This is a genomic window from Sinorhizobium sp. GQ132 (assembly GCF_059758575.1).
This window is the reverse complement of the sequence record NZ_JCAXDX010000021.1, coordinates 25,802-32,325: the sequence shown is the minus strand read 5'-3', so window position 1 is coordinate 32,325 and position 6,524 is coordinate 25,802. Positions and strand designations below refer to the sequence as shown.

Annotated in this window: 3 protein-coding genes and 1 pseudogene; 3 read left to right on the top strand and 1 reads right to left on the bottom strand. The window is 57.8% G+C overall.

Annotation, left to right across the window (positions count from 1 at the left end; genetic code table 11):
• The first annotated feature begins 483 nt into the window (after nucleotides 1-483).
• From AC6CIG_RS28355 to AC6CIG_RS28345, 3 genes and pseudogenes are all read left to right on the top strand, one after another.
• On the top strand, nucleotides 484-1,956 hold the full coding sequence (locus tag AC6CIG_RS28355; RefSeq protein ID WP_498324250.1) for an NAD-dependent succinate-semialdehyde dehydrogenase: 1,473 nt from the start codon (nucleotides 484-486) through the stop codon (nucleotides 1,954-1,956).
• Nucleotides 1,934-3,613: a thiamine pyrophosphate-binding protein gene (locus AC6CIG_RS28350; RefSeq protein WP_498324249.1), complete on the top strand. Its 1,680-nt coding sequence runs from the start codon at nucleotides 1,934-1,936 to the stop codon at nucleotides 3,611-3,613. The genes AC6CIG_RS28355 and AC6CIG_RS28350 overlap by 23 nt, the downstream gene beginning before the upstream one ends.
• A 506-nt stretch (nucleotides 3,614-4,119) precedes the next feature.
• Nucleotides 4,120-4,397 (top strand): annotated as a pseudogene (locus AC6CIG_RS28345) (transposase domain-containing protein); the annotation flags it as partial.
• 522 nt (nucleotides 4,398-4,919) lie between these two features.
• Here AC6CIG_RS28345 and tnpC read toward each other — a convergent pair.
• Complete coding sequence (gene tnpC / locus AC6CIG_RS28340) at nucleotides 4,920-6,512, bottom strand: IS66 family transposase (RefSeq protein ID WP_127673231.1); 1,593 nt, start codon at nucleotides 6,510-6,512, stop codon at nucleotides 4,920-4,922.
• Nucleotides 6,513-6,524 lie beyond the last annotated feature (12 nt).

Below are 6,524 nucleotides of genomic sequence, written 5' to 3'. Positions count from 1 at the left end.
CACCGTTATCGATGCTGCGACCAAGTTGCATGGTGTGCGGGCCATCAACCACGCGCTCGCGCAGAAACGCCAGGTCTAGCGGTCGATCACCATCTAGCCACGCGGCCTTCAAGCGTGAGGCAGGGCCCGTTAATAGCCACGCGCAATGCCGTCGTTCACAGACTTAAGCGTGGACGTCGCCTTAGGAGCGGAACGAACCGTGTTCGCACGAGCCATGCACAGCTTGTTGCCAGGATGTTCACGTCCTGGTCCAAAATGATCGCATAATGTATCACCTGGAATGCGCCGCACTGAAGCGCTCACGCCGGCAGATGAGAACCTAGCTTTCATCCGCAGACGTCGGATAGGGAAGGCTCGGCGGCCATTTGCGCATATGCATGCATGAGAAAAATGCATTCATGGATGCCATGGTATTCGTTTGTTCTTCGCCGCCGTTCAGCACGATAGTTCTGTGAAACGCGATCCAAACCAGTCGAGGAGCAAATGGTAGTCTTGTTGGAGCATCCGAAGGCGCGCGCGTTAGCGCTGATTAAACAACGTGCCTTCTTTGCTGGACGTTGGCACGAAGCCGATATGGCTAAAACTTATATGGTCAGTGACCCGGCGACGGGCGAGACAATTGGACAGGTCCCAGATCTCTCCGGTGGCCAAGTGAGCGAGGCGATCGACGCTGCTGAAGAAGGTTTCCACGTGTGGTCTGCGATCCTGCCGTCGGAGCGAAGCCGCATTCTTCATAGCTGGTGCGATCTCATGTTGGACGCGCGCGAGGGCCTGGCGGCGCTGATTACTTTGGAACAGGGCAAGCCCCTGTCTGAAGCGTTTGGTGAAATCGACTATGCCGCGAGCTTCATCCGCTGGTACGCGGAAGAAACAAAGCGCGTTGGCGGGGATGTGCTTCGAAGTCATCTGCCTGGTAAGCGACTCCATGTAAACCGCGCGCCGATCGGAGTCGTCGCGGCAATAACACCTTGGAACTTCCCTTCAGCTATGCTCGCGCGTAAGGCTGCCGCTGCCCTTGCCGCTGGCTGCTCTGTCATCGGCGTCCCTTCGTCCAAAACGCCGTTCTCCGCGCTCGCCCTTGCGAGTCTGGCCGAAAAGGCCGGCTTCCCGAAAGGCGCCTTCTCGGTCGTCACTGGTTCTACGCGCCGCGTGGTCCCACTTCTTTGCGCCGATACACGCATCCGCGCGGTTTCTTTCACTGGCTCCACCGAAGTGGGCAGAATGATTGCTAGCATATGCGCGCCTACGATCAAGCATGTTGGTCTGGAACTCGGTGGCCATGCGCCATTCATCGTCTTCGAGGATGCGGATCTGAACCGAGCCGTAGACGATGCGATGAATTCGAAGTTCCAGACAACCGGGCAGGATTGCCTGGCAGCCAATCGCATCTATGTGCACGAGGATCTATATGAGCGCTTCCTAGAAGACTTTGCGGCGCGAGCCCGCGAACTAAGCGTGGGCAATGGGTTCAATCCGGGTGTAGCGATCGGGCCAATGATCGAGGCGAAGGCCCTTCAAAAGGTTCACAACCAGGTCGAGGATGCACAGATGCGTGGTGCGCGGCTGCATCTTGGAGGCCATGTGCACAATGCTGGCCCGAACTTCTACGCGCCGACGGTGCTTTCAGATGTCGCCGACAACATGTTGATAGCGCAAGAGGAAACCTTTGGCCCGGTCGCCGGGATCAGCCGGTTTTCAGGAGAAGATGAGGTGGTGCGCCGTGCCAATGCGACGGAATATGGCCTAGCCGCCTATCTCCATACACGCAATCTCGCCCGGGCGGAGCGCGTTTCCAGCCGACTTGAATACGGAATGGTCGGTATCAACACTTCGAAGATGACCGGAGCGCCTATCCCCTTTGGGGGTGTCAAGCAGTCTGGTCTCGGACGCGAGGGTGGTTCTTACGGAATGCAAGAATTTATGGAGCTGAAATATGTCTGCACCGCTTACGAATGAGATCTTGAACCCTTCACACCCGGCTGGTGCGAAGGTCACTGTAGCGACACAGGTAGTCGAAGCGCTTCGTGATATGGGCGTACGCTTTGTCTTTGGTGTACCGAGCGGCGGCTGGGTCGATTACATGGAGGCAATGCGCGAGACCGATGGGATCGATTTCGTTTTGACGACCCACGAAGGGACGGGAGCCATCATGGCGGATGTCTGTGGTCGAATGAGCGGTGTTCCCGGGGTTTGTTTCGGCACGTTCGGACCAGGCGCTACAAATCTCTCAACTGGCGTAGGGGGAGCGCTTCTCGACCGCTCCCCCCTGATCGCTTTGACTGACGAGATGCCGGCGCCGATGCGCGGTCGTGTCACCCAAATGGGTATTGACCATCAGGCGCTGTTCGCGCCTTTGACTAAAATGACTACACGCCTTGAGCCTGGCCGTGTTCGCGAGATATTATTCGATGTAGCGAACGTTGCGCTTTCCGGCCGACCTGGCTCGGTCCACGTGGGCCTTCCGGTCGGAATCAGCGCAGAATCGGGAATTCCGGTGAACGGGCTGCCGATACCCGCTGCGGCCAAATCAAACAGGGCAGTTCCTGCGGACATCGAGCTAATGCGTACCGCGCTTCAATCGGCGCGTAAGCCGATCCTGGCGATGGGGTTAGGCGCCGTTCGTGCGGGAGTGGGCGAGGCTGTGGTCCGATATGCGAACGCTCACAGCATCCCTGTGGTGGTTACACCGATGGCGAAGGGCACGATTCCAGAGGACCATCGCTGCTATGCAGGTGTTCTTTTTCATGCCCTGTCAGACGTAGTAGGTGAGACCCATCAACAGTCCGACCTCGTGGTCCTCGTGGGCTACGATCCCGTCGAATTCAATTTGGAATCTTGGGTTCCAAACGTGAAGTTGGTCAACATCGACGACGAGCCCATCGACGTTGACCGTGAAACCTATCCCGACGTACTCGAGGTTAAGGGTGATATCTCCGCAACCGTTGACGCTATGTGCTCCACGAAAATGGAGGCGAAAGACTGGGATGTCGAGGCTCTGAGCGCGCGGAGACAATCAATGTTCGAACGCCTAAAGGGGGTCGATGCTTTCGGTCCTTGCGTCGCGCTTGATGTTCTCCGCGAGGTGTTGCCGGCGGATGGGATCATGACCTGTGACGTTGGCGCCCACACCCACCTCATTGGGCAGAAGTGGCCGACGCCAGCCTCTGGCCTGCAAATTATGACCAACGGATGGTCGACTATGGGGTTTGGCATTCCTGCAGCTATCGCGGCCAAGCTATCCAGGCCGGAAGTGGCGGTTTGTACAGTTGTTGGCGATGGTGGATTCCTGATGTCGGTCGGTGAACTCGCGACAGCGGTGCGGCTCAATTTGCCCATCGTTACAGTGGTGCTTACTGACAACGACCTTGCGCTGATCCGCATCAAGCAACAGAGAAAACAAAACCCAATTTACGGGACGCCGGTTCGGGAAATAGGAACTATCGGGGGGGAGAATATCTTTGGCGTTCCTGTTTTGACTGCGACGGACCGCGACAGCTTTCGCGCTGCGTTGCTCGAGGCTTTCGCCGCGAACAAGCCGATGATTGTTGAAGCACAGATTTCCAGTCGCGAGTATGACGATCTGGTTCTCCGAAAAGACAAATCGCATCAATAAATCGGTTTCGCTCTCTAGTTAAGAGCCCGGCTGTTTCTGTTTCTTCAGCAATCAAACCTAGAAGAATCTGAGCAGTCGGACTCAAATGGACATGCGAAGGCGCTATCGATCGGTATGTATGCTTCACGGTTGATGGAGGCATTGGCGGCGGTCTGCTGGGCGGCAGCGGATCGCGGTCGCCCGTCTGCTTAAAGAATCAATCAATTTTCCTCTTGGAGACACGGCTGTCTGGAGCGAGCACCCATCGAGCTGGCGGCAGTCTAGTTGAGAGACCCTTGCTCGCCGCCACGGACCACCTGCTATTGTTGCCCGCCCCTCATAGTTCATGCTGCGTATGGGCTTCTTTCAAATAGGGTCAGTAGCAAGCTCAATAAGCTATTTTCTCGACTTCGTGACGGAAGCGCACAGCGTTCGAGCTGCTACCGCTTTCTGCCAAATCGGGGCAAAGTTCCTCTCCGTGCACATACGTGTGGGCTTCAGCTTGCCCGTAAGGGCAAGGTTCCTCGGTTTTTGAACGAAGTCGCATCGAGCTCGAGTCCAACACGTCGAGCGATGCAGCGCCTAGGCAATCGCGAAAAAGAACTCACTTTTCGCTGACAGCGACCGCGGCGGAAGGAGCCGGGCAACCATGGCCACGTGCAGACGGCATAGATAAGGAGGATCGATCCGCAGGCCTGGCGTTATCCAGACACTTGAGCGCCTTGCAAAAGGATGGCTTAGCGGCGAAATTGACGCGCTCCTACCCTGGAATTACGCAGCCTTAGCGGCCTCGGCTGTCGCCTAGCGCACGCGCGAGGTGAGGTGACATAACCCCTTACGCCGTACCTGTTGTTGCGATTGTCGCTGAGTTTCAAGGGCTACCGAGACTCACCCTCGGCGCCGCCGATGTTGTTGTACCCAGCGCGATCCTACGTACGTAAGAAAAAAAGAGCCCCGCCAAAGGCGGGGCGAGTAATGCACCCAGATGGCTCACCGGGCGCGGGGAAGAATGATTCCGTTGCTCTGCGACTAGGGTCAGTCGGCGTGTCAGATCAACGATGCAAGTTCACCGAATCTAGCGTGCCGATGACAGTTTGATTCTTGCCCGGAGTTCGTTTAGGAGCCGCCACGGGCTTATCGTCAGATCCGGCCAAGCGAGAAAACACCGCAACCGAATGTCTTTTCGGCGAGGGATTGCTTTCCGCAGATTTGGCTGACCTCTACTGGCTTCACGTTCAATGCGTTGATCAATGGTAAGCGCGATTTTCCCCGCACATTGACGCCGGCGATTTCGACGGATCGTCTTGGCGTTTGGAACCGCATCTGGTCAGGCGGTGGCAGTCTGTGTGAAGTTGAAGGGCAACAGGTCGTCGACATCAGCATCGCCCGCGCGTTGAGGCAATTCGGTAAGGACGTGGCGCAACCACGTTAACGGCTCGACGCCGCAGGCACGGCAGGTCAGCATGAGGCTGTAGATGACGGCGCTGGCCTTGGCTCCGTCGGTGCTATCGCTGAACAGCCAACTCTTCCTGCCGGTGGCAAAAACTCTGATATCGCGTTCGAGAAGGTTGTTGTCGATCGGCATCCTGCCGTCTTCGGTGTAGCGCGTCAGATATTCCCATTGGTTCAGGGTATAGGAGACGGCATCGCCGAGCTTGCTGTCCGGCAAGACCTTCGGGGCGATTTCGTCGAGCCATGTCTTGAGGGCATTCAGGATGGGTACGCTGTGTTGCTGGCGAAAGCGGCGAATGCTGTCGGCCTGCGTCTCACCGTGCTCTGGCTTTTTGTCCCGCGCCTGTCTTTCAACCCGGTAGAGCTGTTCGAAGAACCGGAGCGCCTGCTCCGGCGGCCCGCCGGGTTTGTTTCTCGTCTTGAGAGCATTGACAAAACGTCGTCTTGAATGGGCCATACATCCAAGGTGGATCGCGCCCTCCAGCGTGCGCCAGGCGGAATAGCCGTCGCTCATCAAGATGCCGCGGTAATCGCCGAGGAAGGTCTGCGGGTGTATCTGGCCGCGGCCCGGCTGATAATCGAGCAGCACGATCGGCTCGTCACTGTCCTCGCCGCTCCGATAGGCCCACATATACGATGTATCGGTGGCCTCTCGATTCTTTTCCTTCAGGACCTGAACCGTCGTCTCGTCGCCATGGATGAGAGGTTGCGATCTGAGCCGCAATTTCAAGGCGTCATAGATGCGGGACAGATGTTTTTCGCTCGAGCCGATCACCCAGTGACCCAGAGCGCCACGGCTGACAGGAACCCCGGCGCGCTCGAAGGCCTGGGCCAGACGGTAGAGCGGTGTGCCATCGACATATTTGTGAACGAGCGCGAAGGCCAGCGTCGAGGCCGTGGCGATGCTGCCCGGCAAGGGTTGCGCGGGCATCGGCGCGATAACGATTGGCGTGTTGATCCCGGTGCGGTCGCAATGGCGGCAAGCATATTTGAACCGCACATTCTGCAGAACCTTCGCCTTCACCTCGATATGAAGCTGCTCGGTAACGGTCTCTCCCATGCGATGCATCTGACCATGACAGCAGGGACAAGCCTTGTGATCGTCGGGAAGGTCGTACTCGACGCGCTCGCGCGGGAGGTTTTCCGGCAGCGGTCTGCGGCCGCGCTTCTTTCCCGTCGTGCTTTCGATCGCCGGTAACCCTGTGTTTGGCAGGTCGACGACATCGCCATCTTCGCCGCCGGCGACATCCTCATCGGCAACCTGTTCGGCTTCATTGAAGAGGCGATCCACGTGTTTTTCGCTACGCGGCGCAAACCGATGCAGCCGCGCCAGCGCCAGCTCTTCCTCGAGTTTGACGATGCGCTGCGAGAGCGCTTCCTTCTCGGCTTTCAGCGCGGCGATTTCGGCAGCATGTGCCGCCAACTGCGCCTTCAACTCTGCAACGCTCGGTTCGCCGGTTCGATTCATCGGATTCTTGAA